Source organism: Leptobacterium flavescens (assembly GCF_010671605.1).
Lineage (GTDB): Bacteria > Bacteroidota > Bacteroidia > Flavobacteriales > Flavobacteriaceae > Leptobacterium > Leptobacterium flavescens.
Map to the genome: position 1 here is coordinate 1701090 of NZ_JAABOO010000001.1, position 17421 is coordinate 1718510.

14 protein-coding genes and 1 tRNA gene are annotated in these 17421 nt (G+C 41.6%); 4 read left to right on the top strand and 11 right to left on the bottom strand.

The genetic code is table 11. The features are described from left to right. Nucleotides 1-3: 3 nt before the first annotated feature. From GWK08_RS07410 to GWK08_RS07420, 3 genes are read right to left on the bottom strand one after another with little or no spacing between them, the layout of a single operon-like run. Nucleotides 4-1689, bottom strand: a complete 1686-nt coding sequence (locus GWK08_RS07410) for a DUF6909 family protein (protein ID WP_163606256.1) — start codon at nucleotides 1687-1689, stop codon at nucleotides 4-6. Nucleotides 1690-1729: 40 nt separating this feature from the next. After that, nucleotides 1730-3229: a GH3 family domain-containing protein gene (locus tag GWK08_RS07415; protein ID WP_163606257.1), complete on the bottom strand. Its 1500-nt coding sequence runs from the start codon at nucleotides 3227-3229 to the stop codon at nucleotides 1730-1732. 6 nt (nucleotides 3230-3235) lie between these two features. After that, entirely contained in the window at nucleotides 3236-4105 is an 870-nt protein-coding gene (locus tag GWK08_RS07420) for a M23 family metallopeptidase (protein ID WP_163606258.1), read from the bottom strand. 213 nt (nucleotides 4106-4318) lie between these two features. Here GWK08_RS07420 and tatA point away from each other — a divergent pair, with 213 nt between their 5' ends. After that, entirely contained in the window at nucleotides 4319-4504 is a 186-nt protein-coding gene (tatA, locus tag GWK08_RS07425; protein ID WP_163606259.1) for a twin-arginine translocase TatA/TatE family subunit, read from the top strand. Nucleotides 4505-4561: 57 nt separating this feature from the next. Here tatA and GWK08_RS07430 read toward each other — a convergent pair whose 3' ends face one another. Beyond that, nucleotides 4562-6688 carry a Tex family protein gene (locus GWK08_RS07430; protein WP_163606260.1) on the bottom strand — a complete coding sequence of 709 codons (2127 nt, stop codon included), beginning with the start codon at nucleotides 6686-6688 and terminating at the stop codon, nucleotides 4562-4564. Between the two features lie 194 nt (nucleotides 6689-6882). Between GWK08_RS07430 and GWK08_RS19380 the strand changes: the two genes are divergently transcribed. After that, the gene (locus GWK08_RS19380; RefSeq protein WP_317168141.1) at nucleotides 6883-7050 is read left to right on the top strand and encodes a DUF6747 family protein; all 168 of its coding nucleotides are present in this window, start codon (nucleotides 6883-6885) and stop codon (nucleotides 7048-7050) included. An 80-nt stretch (nucleotides 7051-7130) separates the two neighbouring features. On the opposite strand, the gene GWK08_RS07435 is transcribed toward GWK08_RS19380, so the two are convergent. The 4 genes from GWK08_RS07435 to GWK08_RS07450 all read right to left on the bottom strand — a co-directional run bounded on the left by GWK08_RS07435 (nucleotide 7131) and on the right by GWK08_RS07450 (nucleotide 12716). Next, nucleotides 7131-8108 (bottom strand): DUF4837 family protein, encoded by a 978-nt coding sequence (locus GWK08_RS07435; RefSeq protein ID WP_163606261.1) that lies wholly within the window; start codon nucleotides 8106-8108, stop codon nucleotides 7131-7133. A 20-nt stretch (nucleotides 8109-8128) separates the two neighbouring features. Next, complete coding sequence (locus GWK08_RS07440) at nucleotides 8129-9715, bottom strand: LysM peptidoglycan-binding domain-containing protein (RefSeq protein ID WP_163606262.1); 1587 nt, start codon at nucleotides 9713-9715, stop codon at nucleotides 8129-8131. Between the two features lie 741 nt (nucleotides 9716-10456). Then, on the bottom strand, nucleotides 10457-11647 hold the full coding sequence (locus GWK08_RS07445; protein ID WP_163606263.1) for a phosphoglycerate kinase: 1191 nt from the start codon (nucleotides 11645-11647) through the stop codon (nucleotides 10457-10459). A gap of 10 nt (nucleotides 11648-11657) precedes the next feature. After that, nucleotides 11658-12716, bottom strand: coding sequence for a DUF2652 domain-containing protein (locus GWK08_RS07450; protein WP_163606264.1), 1059 nt, complete (start codon nucleotides 12714-12716; stop codon nucleotides 11658-11660). 137 nt (nucleotides 12717-12853) lie between these two features. On the opposite strand from GWK08_RS07450, the gene GWK08_RS07455 reads away from it, so the two are divergent. Together GWK08_RS07455 and GWK08_RS07460 are read left to right on the top strand one after the other, a co-directional pair. Further along, nucleotides 12854-14005 carry a DNA polymerase III subunit gene (locus GWK08_RS07455; protein ID WP_163606265.1) on the top strand — a complete coding sequence of 384 codons (1152 nt, stop codon included), beginning with the start codon at nucleotides 12854-12856 and terminating at the stop codon, nucleotides 14003-14005. Between the two features lie 37 nt (nucleotides 14006-14042). Then, entirely contained in the window at nucleotides 14043-14441 is a 399-nt protein-coding gene (locus GWK08_RS07460; RefSeq protein WP_239524869.1) for a DoxX family protein, read from the top strand. 1452 nt (nucleotides 14442-15893) lie between these two features. Here the strand turns inward: GWK08_RS07460 and GWK08_RS07465 are convergent. The 3 genes from GWK08_RS07465 to GWK08_RS07475 form a co-directional block, all read right to left on the bottom strand. Then, a tRNA-Cys gene (locus tag GWK08_RS07465) sits at nucleotides 15894-15964 on the bottom strand. Nucleotides 15965-16026: 62 nt separating this feature from the next. Next, complete coding sequence (gene folB / locus GWK08_RS07470; protein ID WP_163606266.1) at nucleotides 16027-16392, bottom strand: dihydroneopterin aldolase; 366 nt, start codon at nucleotides 16390-16392, stop codon at nucleotides 16027-16029. A 70-nt stretch (nucleotides 16393-16462) separates the two neighbouring features. Continuing rightward, nucleotides 16463-17410: a PorP/SprF family type IX secretion system membrane protein gene (locus tag GWK08_RS07475; RefSeq protein WP_163606267.1), complete on the bottom strand. Its 948-nt coding sequence runs from the start codon at nucleotides 17408-17410 to the stop codon at nucleotides 16463-16465. Nucleotides 17411-17421: the final 11 nt, after the last annotated feature.

Sequence of the window (17421 nt, forward strand, 5' to 3'; positions counted from 1 at the left end):
GTGCTATGAATTAAATATTTGTTCTAAAATTTTCCTTGTAATCAAATAGGTGGGTTTAACCCCCGTGGTACCCAATCCTCCGGATGCCAGGGTACTCCCCGTTTCCAGCGGATTATCAGAAGCGTAGTATGCATAACGCACCTTTACTCTTTCCGAAATACTCTTCCGGATCTTCGATGCCGATTGTATGGCTTTTTGATAATGAGCTCCTTCCATTTCCAGACCGATAACATTCCAAGTAGAATCGTGGAAGAATTTCAAAATGTCCTTGTTCTGAAGAGACGTTCCAAGTACGGTAACCATAGATCCCTTAAAAACCTGGAGGCCATGACCTTCAAAGTCCTCTTTTGAGAACTCGTTATCAAAAGGATAATTATCCGCAGTACCTTCAAATATATGTGCATTAGGGATCATAAGATCTCCCTTACCGCCTTCCAGGATACCTGCTTTTCCCATAATGGAAATAGAATCTACATGAAGAAACTCCTGAGATCCTTCTTCTTCCTTATAGGGCTTTAAGAATTCATCTATCGTTTCATAAGCCTGCTCTCCAAAAGCGTAATCCATCACAAAAAGCACCGGCTTTTCCTCGTCCTTAAGCTGGTCATTGATCGCATAGGAAGTTTTGGCAAAATCTATTTTAGCCGTATCGACAATCTGAACATTGATATTGGTTCCCGATACGTCATCTATAGATATCATTCCGTTTTTATGCGCAAAATCCTTTACTTTCTTCCTCAAATGATCATTTTCCGTCTTACTCAGGGCCTCGTAAATATCCAGGTTTTCCTTTCCGGTGAATTCCTTTTTAAGCACATGGTTGGCGTAGATGGAATTCATTACACTGTGCATATTTGCACTGATAATATGAATTGGTCTGCTTAAGAGCTTTTTATCCTTAAGTGTCTTTTTAATCGTGTTTGCCCAGATATCTCCATGGATATGATGCCCCAGGCGCTCTCTTAATACCGGACTGAACGTAATTGTTCTCTTATTCCCCTCTGTTTCTTCTTCAATCGCCAGTTTACCCAGCCAGTAAATGATCTTTAAGAATCGCTCCGGATTTGCTTTGGTAGAGAAAACCTTGTAGATCTCAAGGGTCTCATCGAAGGTCCTTCCCAATGCATTGGACAGGTGGATCAGAGCCACTTCTCTTTCCGCCAGGCTAAGCTTCTTTTTATTTACCGCAGCTTCCAGTTTCTGCCAGTCGCGTATAGTTTCATTGGTCTCGGAAATAAATATCCTTTCCTTGATCTTATTAGACTCGATAAACAGGAAGGTAAGGTGAGTTAGTATATCATAGATATCCGAACGTCCGCGGGTAATCTCAATATTCATCTGCTCCTCATCTATACGGTAGCAATTCCTTCTTCGTTTTGGAGGGATAATTGCCTGAAAATGAGATTTTTTATATCCTTCATCTGAAGTTAATTTGATGAAGCGACATTGCTCTATTCCTTCCGGTAGCCGGTCCAAAACATAGATCAAACCGTTGAGTTCTGTCTTTTCTTCTGCTATAGAACCATATATCTCCGGGCGGATCTGCAATAAAGATTGTCTGAGAGTTTCTCCAGAAACACCTGAGGGCTTATAAAATCCTCTGTTGAACAAATGCCTCATGGTAATATACATACGCTCAATGGCATTTGTAGATTCCTGAGCTCTGGTTCGTGCTTTTATTTTTGTCATAGGCTATTCTTCGTGCAAAAGTACAAGTAATTTCTTAAACTCAATCTTTTTTGAGTTCATAAAGTGCGTCTGCCAGCCGTCTGTCATTGGAGAGTCTCTGTATTTTGTTTTGCCCTCCCAATTTCCCAATCGACCTCATATAATCGGTAAAGCCACCCTCTTTAATTTTAGTGATCTTTAATGTCTGAAGTATTTTTCCTTCTATAAGATCCAGGTAATAACTGTTCTGTTTCTGCATGGACATATCCATTTTCAAAGCAAAATCCTCCAGGTTCTCCGGTTCCTCTTCAAACTCTATAAACCACTCATGATATGGGAGCTCTCCTTCATTTACATCGATCATCGGGGCTACCGTAAATTCGTTTACCACGGCCCTGGTTTCTTCGGTTGCGTGTTTTATGGCTTCTTCCACCTCTTTGGCAATCACGTGCTCTCCAAAGGCGGAGATAAAATGCTTTATCCTTCCCGAAACGATCACCCTGTAAGGCTTAACAGATGTAAACTGCACGGTATCGCCAAGGTTATAGGCCCAAAGGCCGGCATTTGTTGAAATGATCATCACGTAGTTCACGCCGATCTCCACATCTTTTATGGTAAACCGCTGCGGACGGTCTTCAAAGAATTCCTCCGCTTTTATAAATTCATAGAAAATTCCCGAATCGAGTTGCAGCAACATTCCTTTTTCCTTCTGAGAATCCTGAAAAGCAAAAAAGCCCTCACTTGCCGGAAAAAGCTCTATACTGTCTACTTTCCTACCGATCAGGCCTTCAAACCTGGCGCGATAGGGTTCGTAATTCACTCCCCCGTATATAAAAAGCTGGAAATTCTTAAACAAGTCTCCGACCTTTTTACCTGTCCTCGTCTGAAGCCTTTCAAAATACATTTGTACCCAGGAGGGGATTCCGCTTATTAAGCTCATATCTTCCTTCAGGGTTTCTTCTACTATGGCATCGACCTTGGTTTCCCAGTCATCTATGCAATTGGTTTCCCAGCTGGGCATTCGGTTCTTCTGAAGATAATTAGGCACATAATGGGCCACGATCCCTGATAATCTTCCGAGTTTGATCCCGTTTTTCTCATCGAGCTCCGGGCTTCCCTGCAAAAAGATCATTTTCCCATCCACAAAACGGGCATTTCCGCTTTCATGTATATAACATAGAATGGCATTCCTGGCCGCTTCTATATGAGAAGGCATGGATTCTTTGGTAATAGGGATGTATTTTGCTCCCGAAGTGGTTCCGGAAGTCTTGGCAAAATAAACGGGCTTACCTTTCCAGAGTATATCTTCCTCACCGGCAACCACCCTGTCTACATAAGGCCTGAGTGCTTCGTAATCCCGGACCGGAACCCTCTCTGCAAAATCTTTATGATCATTAATACTGATAAAGTCATGATCCTGCCCGAAAGCGGTTAATGTTCCGGTAGCGATAAGTTCCTGAAATACTTTTTCCTGTGCTTCAACAGGGTTTTTAGCCCATTTTTGTATTCTGCTATAGGTGATCTTAGCAAAAATTCTTGCTGCTATAGATTTTACAGACATGCGAGTTTATTCAAAATCAATGTATTGTGTTGGGTTAATCGCATAACCTTCACTCCAAAGTTCAAAATGAAGGTGCGGCCCCGTAGTCAGTTCTCCGGTATTTCCCACCGTAGCTATAACTTCTCCCGATTTCACAAGATCTCCCTGGCTTTTGGTCAGTGAGCCATTGTGTTTATATACCGATATCAGTCCGAAAGCATGTTCAAGGATAATAACGTATCCGGTTTCTGCCGTCCATTCCGAAAAGATCACCGTACCGTCACCTACTGCTTTTACAGGGGTGTCCCTGGGAGCAATAATGTCTACGGCAAAATGCTTTTCCTCCAGGCTGTAATTCTGCGAGATCTGGCCTGTAACCGGCGGAAACAGTACAAAACTCCCGCTGGAGGTTGCCGTTTCAAAAAGGTTGTACTTATCTTCATTAGCTACTTCCACCCTCAGAAGAGAATCCTGTTTATTCGGGTTCAGATTAACAGATGCAGGGTCTATGCGGAATTGATCAAAGAGAGAATCCCTGTTTATAGAGCCTATATTCACCTCTCCTGTAAGAGCCTTTCTCAAAGTATCCAGATATACAATATTCGCGGTCAGGACACGCTCCAGGGAATCTACCCTATCGGTATTCTGAACAGCTGTTCTCCGGAGAGATGTTGATGAATAGCCCGGAATATACTCTCTGAGGGGTGTAAATGCGATCAGTATCGTGGTAAACGCGATCAAAAACACCGTGAACAAAGTTCCTACTACAAAAACATTCAATCTGCTAAGCTTAAAGGAAATCCGCTCCTCGAAAGTATCCTCGTTAAGGATAACCAGGCGATACTTGTGGAGTAACTTTTTCTTTAAATGCTTTCTCTTTTCTTTCTTTTTTGCCATAAGGTGAACAAATATAAACAATCGTACACGCCCAAATATACAATTCCAAAATTATTGTTTTTAACGTATGAAAATAGGGCTTTATTTTATTTTTATTCCGCCATCCTAAAGTTGGTTTCTCAAATTATGGAAAGTCCCTTTTATTTTATAATGGCCTTTCTGTGTTTGTTTTCAACTTTTCTTATTACTTTTGTCTTATTAAAACAGAATAAAATGATGTCATTAAGTATTTTTTTAGCTATAGGTGCACCGCAGATCATTTTAATAGTAGTGGTTGTTTTATTACTTTTCGGAGGTAAAAAAATACCTGAACTAATGCGCGGTCTGGGAAGTGGGATTAAGGAGTTCAAGGACGCCTCTAAAGACGATGAGAAAAAAATTGAGGATAATAAAGAATAAATTCCTTTTTAATTTTTATAAGCTTAAAACCATCCTGAATCAGGATGGTTTTTTTTATCAGTCTACCATTGACAGTTGTATACGTTTTCTGGCCAGGTCTACTTCCATGACCTTAACGCTTACATGCTGATGCAGCTGAACTACACTATTTACATCGCTCACATATTCATTGCTCAGTTTGGAAATATGCACTAGGCCGCTTTCCTTAATACCTATATCTACAAAACATCCGAAATTGGTAATATTATTTACTATTCCCGGTACGGTCATTCCGGTTTTCAGGTCCTCAATGGTCTTAATGTCCTTGGCAAATTCAAAGACCTTGGCTTTCTGCCTCGGATCAAGTCCAGGTTTTTCAAGCTCCTTTACAATATCGGTAAGTGTTGGCAAACCGATCTGTTCCGTACAGTAATTATTGATATTGATCTTTGAGATCAGTTCTTTATTTCCTATCAGTTCTGTCAGGGCCACCTTCTGATCTGCTGCCATTTTCTCCACCAGGGAATAGCTTTCGGGATGGACCGCCGAATTGTCCAGAGGATTTTCGGCATCCGTGATCCTGAGGAAGGCCGCACATTGCTCAAAGGCCTTATTTCCAAGTCTCGGAATCTTTAAAAGTTCCTTTCGCGAATTTATCCCTCCTTTTTCACTTCTGTATTTCACTACGCTTTCCGCCAATGAAGGGCCTATTCCCGACACATAGCTCAGCAGGCTTTTACTGGCCGTATTAATATTGACCCCTACCTGGTTTACACAGCTCATTACTACGGTATCCAGCTCGTCTTTTAGTTTATTCTGATCCACATCATGCTGATATTGCCCTACTCCGATAGCTTTAGGGTCTATTTTAACCAGTTCCGCCAACGGATCGGAAAGACGCCTTCCGATAGATACCGCACCTCTTACCGTTACATCGAAATTGGGAAATTCTTCCCGGGCTACCTTAGAAGCCGAATATACCGAGGCCCCGCTTTCATTCACTACAAATACCTGCAGGTCTCTGTCGAAGGCAATTCGCTTAACAAAAGCTTCGGTTTCACGGGAGGCCGTCCCGTTACCAATAGCTATGGCTTCGATCTTATGTGCGTTGACCAGCGATTTTATCTTTTTCATGGCCGGTCCTGTTTCCCTCTGAGGCGGATGCGGATAAATATTCTCATTGTGCTTCAACGTTCCGTTCTCATCCAGGCAAACTACCTTGCATCCGCTTTTAAAACCAGGGTCTATGGCCAATATCCTTTTCTCTCCCAGGGGAGATGCCAACAGGAGTTGCCTCAGGTTCCCTGAAAACACCTTTATCGCATCGGTGTCTGCTTTTTCCTTGGCAGTTTTCAGCAGTTCGTTAGACAAGGCTGGTGCCAATAGGCGTTTATAAGCATCCTCTATAGCTATAAAAACCTGATTGGTGGCACTTTCCACATCTGTTTTAATAATGATATCGTCTATGATATCCAGGGCATCGTCTTTTTCGACGCTTATTTTCAGTTTTACGATCTCCTCTTTCTCCGCTCTCAGCATGGCCAGCAAACGGTGAGAAGGGCATTTAAATACAGGCTCGGACCAGTCGAAATACTGGCGGTATTTCTGGGCCTCTTCCTGCGTCTCCTTTTCCTTTACCACTTTAGAAAGTATTACAGCCTTTCTGCTGTACAGTCTTCTGAGTTTATTTCGTACCCATTCATTCTCATTGATCCATTCTGCAATGATGTCTCTGGCTCCCTGAAGTGCCTCGTCCTCATTCTTTACTTTATCGTTAATATAACGCGAAGCCGTAAGCTCTACATTATCATCCTGCTGCTTCATAATGATCTTTGCCAGGGGCTCCAAACCTTTTTCCCGTGCTACGGCAGCCTTGGTATTCCTCTTTTTCTTATACGGCAGATAGAGGTCTTCTAATTGCGACAGGTTTTCCGTTTTTAGGATCTTCTCCTTTAGTTCGGGAGTTAAAGCTTCCTGTTCTTCAATCGATTTAAGAATGCTTTTCTTTCGCTTCTCCAGCTCTTCAAACGCAGCTTTTAATTTTGCGATCTCTCCGATAGCTACCTCATCGAGATTACCGGTCATTTCTTTCCTGTATCTGGCGATAAACGGAATGGTACAATCTTCATTTAACAGCTGAAGTGTATTTTTTACACTTCGCTCTGCTGCAGAAACTCTCGAATTTATATAAGATACGACTTCCATAATAGGGATTTTACAGTTCAAAAATACTAAATAAGCTCCTGTCTGAGCCCCCGTAAAGACGGCATTTTTTGGAGCTTTTTTAGGGCTAAAATGGCATTTGGTCTAATTTTCAGTGTTTTATAACAGATATTTTTCACCCGTAATACGGTTATTCAATACTTTAGTCTCGCTATTAATCATTTAATATTTAACATATGAGTAAATTTTTACTTTTTAAACATCTTTATATTGAAGCATTCAGAAATTTAAGTCATCGTTTTATGGCTTCTTATTTAAAGGTGTTAACATGGTCTTGTCTAGCCTTAATAGGTGTAGTAACCTACGCTTTTATTTACAGAATGGCGACAGGATTTTATTTCTAAGGGATCTTTGGACCGATGATCATCGGTTCAAGAAAAAAGGCGCTCAAATGAGCGCCTTTTTATTTTGTATTTATTTTGTTTCAGGATTCTTCGAATCTCAGGCTTTTCAGAATAGTTTCCAATTCAAACATATAATCTCTCTTATTGGTAGAGGGAGCAAAAGTAAAGCCTTCTATAACCAGTAAACGGCCATTGGGTTTATCTTCTACAATATAGTTTATAAAAGGCCCGGCCATAAAGAAATTCTTTACTTCCCACATTCCTTTGGTTTCTGTGGATGTCCTTCCGGCAATACTGGCGTTAAAAACATAAGGAGCATACGCCTTTTCGGTTATCATATACATGCCTTCCTCTCTTCCGGGAATATATCTTTCTCCTATGGAGTCTCGCATCTTAATAATGGCCTCCACCTTGGTAGAATCGTTTGGAATTCCATTCAGAGGTAATTCATAGGCCAGGATGTTCATATGCCCTTTGGTGAGCTCTCTTCGGATCCACACAAAGTCTTCTTCCTGTTTTGCCACCTTGTAAACGGAAGGCATCGTCATAGAAATTCCGAGTTTTTCCTTTAAAACGGTTTCCTTGTTGAGGGAACGTTTCATTCTTTTTACATTTTCCTTCAGTTCATGGTCTTTAAAGGTCCTGATCACCTTAGGAGCCCCTTTCTGGATCAATTCTATAATATCATCGTCGGTCTCTCCTTTAAAGAAGGCCACTTTCTGCGGCTGAGCATACGGATCTTCCGAAATTCCGGAACCGGGCTCTACTTCTTTTTGCACTACGATAATATTGCGGCTGTTCCTTGCAAAACCATCAAATACCACAGGAGGCATCTGGTGAATTGAGAACAAGGGTTCATCCCACGGCAAACCGTCTACCGGAGCTGCGAAATACTTTCTTATCTCGTCTCCTACTTTGCCTTTCCACATTTCATTATCGATTACAACTGCCAGGGTATTTATGGCTCCCACAGAATCGGGAAGGTATTTTTCATCGGTCCCTTTTTTACAGGAAAAGAAAAAAGTCGCCACCAGAGCGATCCACAAAATTTTTTTCATTTTATATATTTTATTTGCGGTTAACAGTTACATAACTTTAACTGCATCCCGGGTTTCAGATTGTTACCACTAATATCGTTCCAATCTTTAAGATTCTGAACAGAAATTCCCGGAAATTTTTGAGAAATTGTCCAAAGGGAGTCTCCGGAACGCACAGTATAGGTCTTACTATTAGTGGTATTGCTTACTTTCTCGGTAGTTTTTTGGGGAGTACTTTTCTTTTTAGGTTTGGCGCTAAAGCCTGGTTTTCTCGGATATATGGTAAGGCGTTGCCCGATCCTAAGATTGTTGTTTCTCAGTCCGTTCCAGCGTTTAATATCACTAACCCTTACTCCATAGCGATTTGCGATCTTACCCAGGTAATCTCCGCTTCGCACCCGGTAACGGATCCTGGAATTTACTTTTACCAGTTCCGGAAGGGGTTTTTCACGCTTTGACAGCTCCGCAGCCACATAAGAATAAATAGAGTCTTCGTTGGCAACAAATTTGCCCAGAGCCTCTCTGGAGAGTCGTAACGAATACTCTTTTTCCTTAATAAAGGGTATGATATCCAGTTTATAGGACGGATTAAAGAATTCTACTTCCTCTCTGTCTACCCCCGTGAGTTCGGAGATCTGGTCGAAAGTAATAAGGCTTTTTACTTTTATGGTATCGGTCTCAAAATAGGTGACCTCTCGTTTTTTCGTTTTAAAACCGTGCTCCTCGGCATATTCAAAAATATACATGGTAGCCAGGAAAGCAGGTACATATCCGGCGGTTTCCCTTGGTAAGAAGGGTCGCAGGTTCCAGTAATTCTTATATCCTCCCGATCTGCGTATCGCTTTGCTCACATTTCCGGGGCCGGAATTATATGCAGCCAGTGCCAGGTCCCAATCGCCGAAGATCTCGTATAATTTAGCCAGGTACTTTCCGGCGGCAACTGTCGATTTGATCGGGTCCATACGCTCATCCACATAACTGTTTACATCCAGGCCATATAATCTACCTGTAGAAAACATAAACTGCCAAAGGCCTGTGGCTCCAACCCTGGATTTTGCTCTGGGGTTTAATGCTGATTCAACTATGGCCAGGTATTTAACTTCCAGTGGAATATCGTGATTGTCGAGCTCCTGTTCAAAAAGCGGAAAATAGTATTCGCTTTTGTCCATCACCCTTTGCATCAGGTCTCTCCGGCGCTTTAAAAAGTTCTTGATCACACTTTCAAGCGAAGGATTGTATGAAATATTAAAAGGGGTTTTCTGATTGATCCTCTCCAGTCTTGCTTTTAACGTATCTGTGGGCAGTTCGTTATACTCTACCTCATCGTAATTCAGATTACTCACTTCATTGTAGAGCGAATCGAAGAGATTGGTTCTCACCAGTTCCCTGATCCACAAACTATCTATTCTGGCAGCAAAAGGGTGGTCTTTGAGTTGTATTTTCCCCTTATCTCTTTTAAACAGGTTTTTAATTGCTGAAAATTCATCTTTGGTATCCGTCAAAAGCCCGGTTGGGATGGTGTCCTGCTTTACCGTATCCTTTACAGTAGTTGGGATACTATCTGTTTTTACCTGGGAAAACAGGAGGCATGGAAGCAGTAAAAAAACGGATATAACAGCCTTCTTCATCTATTCTTCATTTATAATTTAAACAGCATTTGCGCTAAAATCGTATTTTTTGCGATAAAAGCAAACTAAAAATATCTTAAAAAGCTTGTTTAACGGGAGTTGTTCCCTGTTCAGGTTCGGTTGCCGAAGTCAATTTAAACAACCTTTATCCAAAAAATAAACCCCGGGAAGTAGGGCCCGGGGCTTATTTCTTTCTATGTTCACCGATAGTATTAAAAGTTTGGGGACATTATAACTATCAAACAATTATGTTGTATTACCATTTCGACACTTCAAACATAGTTTCTTTCTCCAAAAAGCTAAAATTTTTGTTGTGTAAGTGGCAAAAGTTGTTGTGAAACCTCTGGGATCTTTCATATAGCGGGTATAAATGTTGAATGTTAGGTTTTGAATGCTCAATTTCCCATCTCCATACTCCGAAGTCTTGACGTAGGAGTACAAATCAACCTCTCGACGAGCCTGTATCGAGCGCAGTCGAGATGCTCGAGATGACCAGTTGAATAACCAAACTCCAAATCCCAACAACAAAAAGTTTGCTTCGCATACGCTCGCAAAGACAGGAAAATGTTGAATTTTAAGTTTTAAATGGGCAATCTTCAATACTTAATACTAAAATATACCCCTCTTGTTTTCTCCCCTCCAGGGGAGAACGAAATCCTTGAGGTGACAAATCGAACAACCACCAACTATCAACAAACAACTCATGTAGTCCGAAGCTTTAGCGAAGGACTAACGGCTAAATCAATTAAGAATAGCTGCAATTCCCGGTAAAACCTTTCCTTCCAGGCTTTCCAGCATGGCTCCACCACCGGTACTTACATAGCTTACCTTATCATCAAAACCGAATTGCTTAACGGCAGCTACCGAGTCGCCTCCCCCAACAAGGGAAAAAGCACTTTGCTGAGTGGCCTCATCTATAGCATTTCCAACGGCAATGGTTCCTTTGGCAAAGTTTTCCATTTCAAAAACCCCGACAGGGCCGTTCCATAAAATGGTCTTGGAAAGTAAAATAAGCTGACGGAAACGCTCCATCGTCTGCGGGCCTACATCAAGTCCCTGCCATCCGTCCGGGATCTCATCTACAGCAGTAAGCTGGGTATTCGCATCATTGCTGAAGTTATCTGCAGCAAGGACATCTACCGGTAAATGGATCTGAACTCCTTTTTCTTCGGCCTTTTTAAGGATACTTAAAGCCAGTTCCTGTTTGTCATCTTCACAAATGGAGCTTCCTATCTGGCCGCCTCTGGCCTTGATAAAAGTATAGGTCATCCCCCCACCGATAATAAGGTGATTAACTTTATCGAGAATATTCTCTATAATGGTGATCTTGGAAGATACCTTGGCCCCGCCAAGAATAGCTGTAACCGGTTGTTCCCCGCTTTGCATCACCTTATTGATGCTTTCTATTTCCTTAGCCAGCAGATATCCGAAACACTTACTTCCGGTAAAATACCTGGCAACAATAGTAGTCGATGCATGTGCACGGTGAGCCGTACCAAAAGCATCATTAACATAAATATCTCCCAGTTTCGAGAGTTGTTCCGCAAACCCCTCTTCTCCCTTTTCCTCTTCGGCATAAAAACGAAGGTTTTCAAGAAGAAGCACTTCTCCGGGTTGCAATTGGCCCACAGCCTCTTCAGCTGTCTGACCGATACAATCTTCCACAAACTTTACCTGAACACCTACAATATCGGATACCGTACTTACAATATGCTTTAAAGACATACTATCTACACGTTGCCCTTTAGGTCTCCCCATATGGCTCATAAGCACACAGCTTCCTCCATCTTCCAAAACTTTAATAATAGAGGGTTTGGCCGCTTCGATCCTGGTAGTATCCGTAACGTTCAGGTCTGCATCCAAAGGAACGTTAAAATCTACGCGGATCAACGCCTTTTTATTCTCAAAATTAAAATTGTCTATTGTTTGCATTCGTCCTTATTTATGTTGCTATTTTGAATTCTGAATAGACGAGCAAGATAAGTTCTTTTAAATTTGTAGCGACTCTTTTTTGAAGTTTTTTTACGATAAATGGCTTTAGTAAAAATCCGAGGATCTTAAAATCTGCAAAGACCTCGATATTGAGCTTTGTTTTTCCTTTTTCGGTCTCCTCCAGGATATAGAAAATACTCATTTCTTTCATTAGCGGAATGTCTTTGGTGTTCTCTCCGTATACCAATTGTCCTTCGCCTGCTTTTTTGGTAACCGTTTCTATAGATACCAGGCACTGATGTTTGGTTCCGGCTCGGTTTACCTTGTTTTTTTCGTATTCTATATAATCGATTTCCTTATTCCACAACAAACGGTAATCAAAATTGCTGATCACCTCATACAGGTCCAGTACAGGTACATTGACGATCTCGGTTACATCATAGATCTTATGCTTTGGGATATCTTCGGGAATAGGAGCTACATACGGCAGTTCTTCCTTATAGGCTGAGATCGGGAAATACATATATCCGATACTTCCGAAATCGTAATTTTCCCGGGCTTCCTTAGCTTCTTCGGCAATGGTTACATTTCCGAATGAGTTGCTTACATTTTCGGTGATCAGGGCGTATTCGTTTAAGGGAACCTGGTTCTTTAAAAGGCGATGAGCCTGAATAACCGGGCTTCCATGAGGTTTTACCCGGTCTTTTATTTTTATAAAATCGATCTCTCCAAAATGGATAACAAACTTAAGAGATAAGTTATAGGCTGAAGAACAAGCCCCGCACTGGCAGATCCTTTCGTATTCATACCGCTTCAGATGGGTGTGAAAAGCAATATACATCTGCTTTATTTGCTCCCGCAATGCTTCGGCATCTGTGTTTTCCTGGATCTTATAGAAAAACAGTGCATCCCCCTCTATTTCTGCCAACTCAAAATCCATCGTATTGCTATCTATAAGGATCTCCAGCAATTCTGAGATGATATGTCTGCTGTGGCTAATAGCGGTATTATGCACAAATTCGGTAAAGCCGGAAATATCCGGGATAAAAAATAGAGCGGTCTGAGTCATTTGTTTTGCTACCTGGTTTATTGTAAAGTTAATAGAACCAAATGTCCTATCCCTTAAAGTTAGTGTTAAAAAATAACAGCTCCTTTCATTGTTCAGAAAATAATATTTCTCTTTTATAAAACCCATATATTTGCTCCATGCTATTTAAAGACATCCTGGGCCAGCAGCATATTAAAAAACACCTGACACATAGTGCCGATATGGGAAGGATCCCTCACGCACAACTTTTTGTGGGGCCCGAAGGCAGCGGTACCTTACCCATGGCCATTGCCTATGCACAATATATCCTTTGTTCCAACAGCGGAGCGGAAAACAATAGCGGGAATGAAGCCTGTAATTTAAAATTTAACCAGATAGCTCATCCCGATCTTCACTTTGCCTTTCCCGTGGCAGCCAACGACCGCGTAAAATCGCATCCGGTAAGTAATCACTTTATGGAAGAATGGAGGTCCTTCCTTGCAGAGCAGCCTTACGGGAACCTGTTTGACTGGTATCAGTTACTGGGGATAGAGAACAAGCAAGGGCAAATAGGAGTAGATGAAGCCATGGAGGTGGTAAAGTCGCTTTCCCTTAAGTCTTTTGAAGGAAGTTATAAGGTCATGATCATCTGGATGGCCGAAAAAATGAATACTTCGGCGGCCAACAAGCTCCTGAAACTGATTGAAGAACCTCCGAATAAAACCCTGTTTATACTGATAGCCGAAGAGGAGGAACAGATCATTCAGACCATAAGATCGCGTTGTCAGGTCCTGCATTTCCCTCCTTTGGCTGAATCTGTTATAAAAGAAGCGCTGCAAGCCAGAAATGTTGTGGAAAATGAGGCCGTTAAAATAGCACATCGCGCCAACGGGAACTTTAACAAGGCCATAGACCTCGTTAACAGGGATTCTGAGGACCTTACTTTTGAAAAATGGTTCATCCTATGGGTGAGAAGCGCTTTTAAAGCCAGAGGCAATAAAAAGGCCATTCACGACCTGATCAAGTGGAGTGAACAGGTGGCCGCTACCGGAAGAGAGACGCAAAAACAGTTCCTGCATTTCTGTCTGGATGTTTTCAGGCAGGCCATGTTGTTAAACTACAAAGCAAACGACCTGGTATTTATCGATCTGGAGACGAGCGGATTCGAATTAGAGAAATTTGCCCCCTTTGTTCACGGCAATAATATTATGGAAATCTCTAAAGAATTGCAGGATGCCATCTATCATATTGAAAGAAATGGTAATGCAAAGATCATTCTTACCGACTTATCTATAAAACTTACGCGTCTGCTTCACAAAAAAGCAGAGTAAAGCGCGTATTCACTCAAACAGATAAAACCTCTTTTTTATGAAGTACTTAATGGAAAATATTACGGAAATCCTGATCCTTCTTTTTTTAATGATCACTTTTTTACAAAGTGCCGTAGATAAGATCCTCGACTGGAAAGGCAATCTGGGATGGTTGAAGGGACATTTCTCCAAAACATTTTTAAGGAATATGGTACCCCTTGCCCTGTTTAAGGTATTGGTTGTTGAACTGATAGCCGGATTACTCAGTGCATATGGTATTTATGAGCTGATCGTTAACAACGACAGGACCATTGGGCTATACGGAGCCGTATTCTCCTGCCTTGCACTGATCATGCTTTTGTTCGGACAGCGACTGGCAAAAGACTACGATGGTGCAAGGACCATTGCCATTTACTTTATCGTTGCGATGATAGGAGCTCATTTTCTATCGCAGTAAAACCCTTTTGCTTTTAAGTAGAGTATATACAAAGTCCCCCTCCTTCTCCTTCGACTGCGCTCAGGATGACAGGTGGGGTGGTTTTTTACACCCCTCTTGTTTTCTCCCCTGGAGGGAAGAACAAAATCCTCAAGGGGGCAATTCCTATTTACGAGAGTTCTCCTTAATCGTAAATCTAAAATCGTAAATCATACCCACTTCTCTTTTTCAAAAAAAGTTACTGTGTAGATACATTTGTCTCCTCTCCCTGTGGGAGAGGATTAAGGTGAGGGCAGCCCCTCATCCCAACCTGCCAGAAGGCAGGCCGACCTTCTCCCATGGGGAGAAGGGGTATTATTATGATAATCTTTTCATCCACTATTAAAACAACCCGGAACATCTATATTCAGGACTTGTTTTAGAGTGGTTAAACAAATCACCAAAAGTTGTTTAACCTTTTTTCCTGAGTTGTTTAACTTCTCTTCTTAAACTGTTTAACCTTTTATTTTGAGGTGAATAACAAATCTTAATGAGTTGAATAACATTTCTTTTTAAACTGAATAACAAGTCTCCAGGAGTTATTTAACCCTTCCGTCTTTAACTGCGTTAAAGCCACCTTCCCTTGTTTAAGGGAAGGAATTTTTGAGTGTAGAAATATTAAAATTCCCCTCCTTTGAAAGGAGGGGTGCCTGCTTTCAAGCAGGTGGGGTGGTTTTTACACCCCTCTTGTTTTCTCCCCTGAAGGGAAGAACAAAATCCTCAAGGGGACAATTTGTATAATAAGCAATCATCAATAAACTCCAATGAGCAATGGTCAATGACTAATAATCAAATAAGTGAAAACAAAATTTGTCAATTCGAGTGATCCTAAAAGGATTGTATCGAGAATCAAATTTTGTGTTTATCCTTTATAACTGTTCTCGATACTTTTTCCTGCGGAAAAAACTCGAACTGACATTTCCTTAATGCTCAATACTCATCCCTATAGCTATCGGGACGCAATACTCACATCTCCTTACTCCGAAGCCTTGGCGAAGGAGTAACACCCCTAAAGTCCCCTCAAGGGGACAATTCCTATTTACAAGAACCCTCTTCAATCTTCAATCTAAAATCGTAAACCATATTCACTTCTCTTTTTCAAAAAAGGTTACTGTGTAGATACATTTATCTCCTCTCCCCATGGGAGAGGACTAAGGTGAGGGCAGCCCCTCATCCCAACCTGCCAGAAGGCAGGCCGACCTTTCCTTCGACTTGCGCCTCCGCTATCCACATGTTGTCGAAACTTTAGTGGAGACACTAGCTTCAGCAGCACGCGGACGCTCAGGATGACAGGCGGATGCCTGCCTTAACCAGGGTAGGAGTTTTGAGTCATCGCGATCCCGATAATGATCGGGAGAAGCGATCTCTTTGTCTAAAACCCTTTACATTCTTATACAAACAAAAAAACCACCTTAAAAAGGTGGTTTTTAGTTGAGGCACCGAGCAGATTCGAACTGCTGTACAAGGTTTTGCAGACCTCTGCCTAGCCACTCGGCCACGGTGCCCTGATAGTGGTTGGCAAATGTAATAATTTTATTTAAAAATCCTTTAGTAGGAAATGTGAATATTAAAAGTTTTTGCGGTTTAGTGTCATTTCTACGGTAACCATTTCCACATTCCCCCCGATAGGCGGGTTTATTTTGGAAACATCGACCGTTGCTTCTTCTGCAATTTCAATCTCCTTAAAGATCCTGTCCAGGATCCTTCTGGCTACATGCTCGAGAAGTTTGGACCTGATCGCCATCTCTTCTTTTACTATTTTGTTGATATGAACGTAGTCTACCGTATCTTTTAGCTGATCGCTTTTGGCAGAAGCCTGAAGATTGGCTTTTACTGCAACATCCACTCTGTAATCGCTGCCTATCTTACCCTCTTCCACAAGGCAACCGTGATAGGCATACACCTGGATATTCGTAACTTTTATAACTCCCATAGCTATTTAATTGGTTATTGCAAAAGTAATAATAGCTATGGGAATGTTTAAAAGAAATGAAATTAAAAAGTTAATAAGTACATCTACAGTTACTCAGACCCTGGAAGAGGTCTACACCTACTGTAATTAAATGTGTTCCGCTGTTAAATCCGATAAGGTCATTCAGCACTACCTGATAGGAGTAGGCAAAATAGAAACTTCTCTTCTTAAAGCCCAGCATAGGACCTACATTAAGGGGCTCCAGTATCTGATCGTTCAGAAAACGATAGGAAATACCTGCCCAGTAATAATCCTCAAAATCGTATACTCTGAATTTAAGGTTGATATCGGTACTGGAACGTCCGTCATTCTCAAACAACTGATAGAATATCGAAGGTTCTATCTCGAATTCACTGTTCCTGCTCTTTCTCCACTTATACCCGGTATAGAAATAGTAATTCCTCAAACGGTTAGGCTCTGAAATTGCAAAGAGATCCAGGTCCTTATTCAGAATATTGGAGGCATTGGCACTGAAGAAAAAGTTCTTGTACCGGTACAATACCCCTACATCGAAATTATGATTGGTAGTAGCCCTGTTATTGGTAACGTTAGGATCGGGGATAGAAGGATCGAACTGATCTATATCTATCCTGAACTGATTAAAGTTATAGGAGATCCCCAGCGACAGGAAGTGATCGTCATACTCATCAATGGTAAGGTGATGGGCAAAGGACAAACGCGCCCCGTACTGCCTCGTATTTCCGTTCCTGTCATTATAAAAAAGCGCACCTACACCCGATCTGTTCCCTATTCGAACATCTGCCGCCAGCGATTGCGTATCCGGCGCATCCTTGATCCCTACCCATTGTGTCAATCCGTTTAAACGTACTTTAACGTGATCTCCGATTCCTGCATAGGTAGGCGATATCACAAAAGGGTTATCGGCCAGGTACTGCGTAAAAGTTGGCAGGGTCAACTCCTGTGCAGTCAGTGTGTAGGTAACACTGCTTACTAATAGGGCTGTTAGTATTTTCTTCATTTTAAGCATAA

Bases quoted from the DNA above. Each gene is read 5' to 3' on its own strand.
- GWK08_RS07460 (WP_239524869.1), top strand. From the start codon at position 14,043: ATGAAGTACTTAATGGAAAATATTACGGAAATCCTGATCCTTCTTTTT.
- GWK08_RS07430 (WP_163606260.1), bottom strand. From the start codon at position 6,688: ATGGAAGTCGTATCTTATATAAATTCGAGAGTTTCTGCAGCAGAGCGA.
- tatA (WP_163606259.1), top strand. From the start codon at position 4,319: ATGATGTCATTAAGTATTTTTTTAGCTATAGGTGCACCGCAGATCATT.
- GWK08_RS07410 (WP_163606256.1), bottom strand. From the start codon at position 1,689: ATGACAAAAATAAAAGCACGAACCAGAGCTCAGGAATCTACAAATGCC.
- GWK08_RS07455 (WP_163606265.1), top strand. From the start codon at position 12,854: ATGCTATTTAAAGACATCCTGGGCCAGCAGCATATTAAAAAACACCTG.
- folB (WP_163606266.1), bottom strand. From the start codon at position 16,392: ATGGGAGTTATAAAAGTTACGAATATCCAGGTGTATGCCTATCACGGT.
- GWK08_RS19380 (WP_317168141.1), top strand. From the start codon at position 6,883: ATGAGTAAATTTTTACTTTTTAAACATCTTTATATTGAAGCATTCAGA.
- GWK08_RS07440 (WP_163606262.1), bottom strand. From the start codon at position 9,715: ATGAAGAAGGCTGTTATATCCGTTTTTTTACTGCTTCCATGCCTCCTG.
- GWK08_RS07420 (WP_163606258.1), bottom strand. From the start codon at position 4,105: ATGGCAAAAAAGAAAGAAAAGAGAAAGCATTTAAAGAAAAAGTTACTC.
- GWK08_RS07445 (WP_163606263.1), bottom strand. From the start codon at position 11,647: ATGCAAACAATAGACAATTTTAATTTTGAGAATAAAAAGGCGTTGATC.
- GWK08_RS07450 (WP_163606264.1), bottom strand. From the start codon at position 12,716: ATGACTCAGACCGCTCTATTTTTTATCCCGGATATTTCCGGCTTTACC.
- GWK08_RS07435 (WP_163606261.1), bottom strand. From the start codon at position 8,108: ATGAAAAAAATTTTGTGGATCGCTCTGGTGGCGACTTTTTTCTTTTCC.
- GWK08_RS07475 (WP_163606267.1), bottom strand. From the start codon at position 17,410: ATGAAGAAAATACTAACAGCCCTATTAGTAAGCAGTGTTACCTACACA.
- GWK08_RS07415 (WP_163606257.1), bottom strand. From the start codon at position 3,229: ATGTCTGTAAAATCTATAGCAGCAAGAATTTTTGCTAAGATCACCTAT.